The following is a 488-nucleotide window of genomic DNA, read 5'->3' as shown; positions in this document are numbered from 1 at the left end:
CCCGCGGTCTTCAACATGGCCGTCATGGGCCTGCGCCTGGCGCAGCGGGCCAACGGCGTGGCCAAACTGCACGGCGTAGTCTCCCGCGAGATGTTCTCCGGGCTCTGGCCAGGCTTCGACCACTCCGAAATCCCCATCACCTCGGTCACCAACGGCGTCCACGTTCCCACCTGGATCGATCCGAAGATGAGCAGGCTGGCTGCAAAGTACTTCGGCAGCACCGACGTGGACGCCACCGGTTGGGACAAGATCTACGACGTGGACGATGCCGAGCTGTGGGGCCTGCGACGTGAGTTGCGTTCTGCTTTGGTCGAGGATGTGCGCAAGCGCCTGCGATCTTCGTGGAAGAAGCGCGGCGCGGCCGATGCGGAGCTGGGCTGGACCGATACCGTGCTGGACCCGGACGTCCTCACGATCGGCTTCGCCCGGCGGGTGCCCACCTACAAGCGCCTGACCCTGATGCTCCGGGACCCGGCCCGGCTGAAAGC

Annotated in this window: 1 pseudogene; it reads left to right on the top strand. The window is 66.2% G+C overall.

Features of this window, described 5'->3' with window-relative positions:
• Positions 1–488: pseudogene (locus NFJ07_RS25675) on the top strand (alpha-glucan phosphorylase); the annotation flags it as partial.

Origin of the sequence: Arthrobacter sp. B2a2-09 (genome assembly GCF_027587375.1) — a bacterium.
Lineage (GTDB): Bacteria > Actinomycetota > Actinomycetes > Actinomycetales > Micrococcaceae > Arthrobacter.
Note: the sequence above shows the minus strand (reverse complement) of the source record. Positions and strands in the feature narration are given on the sequence as shown.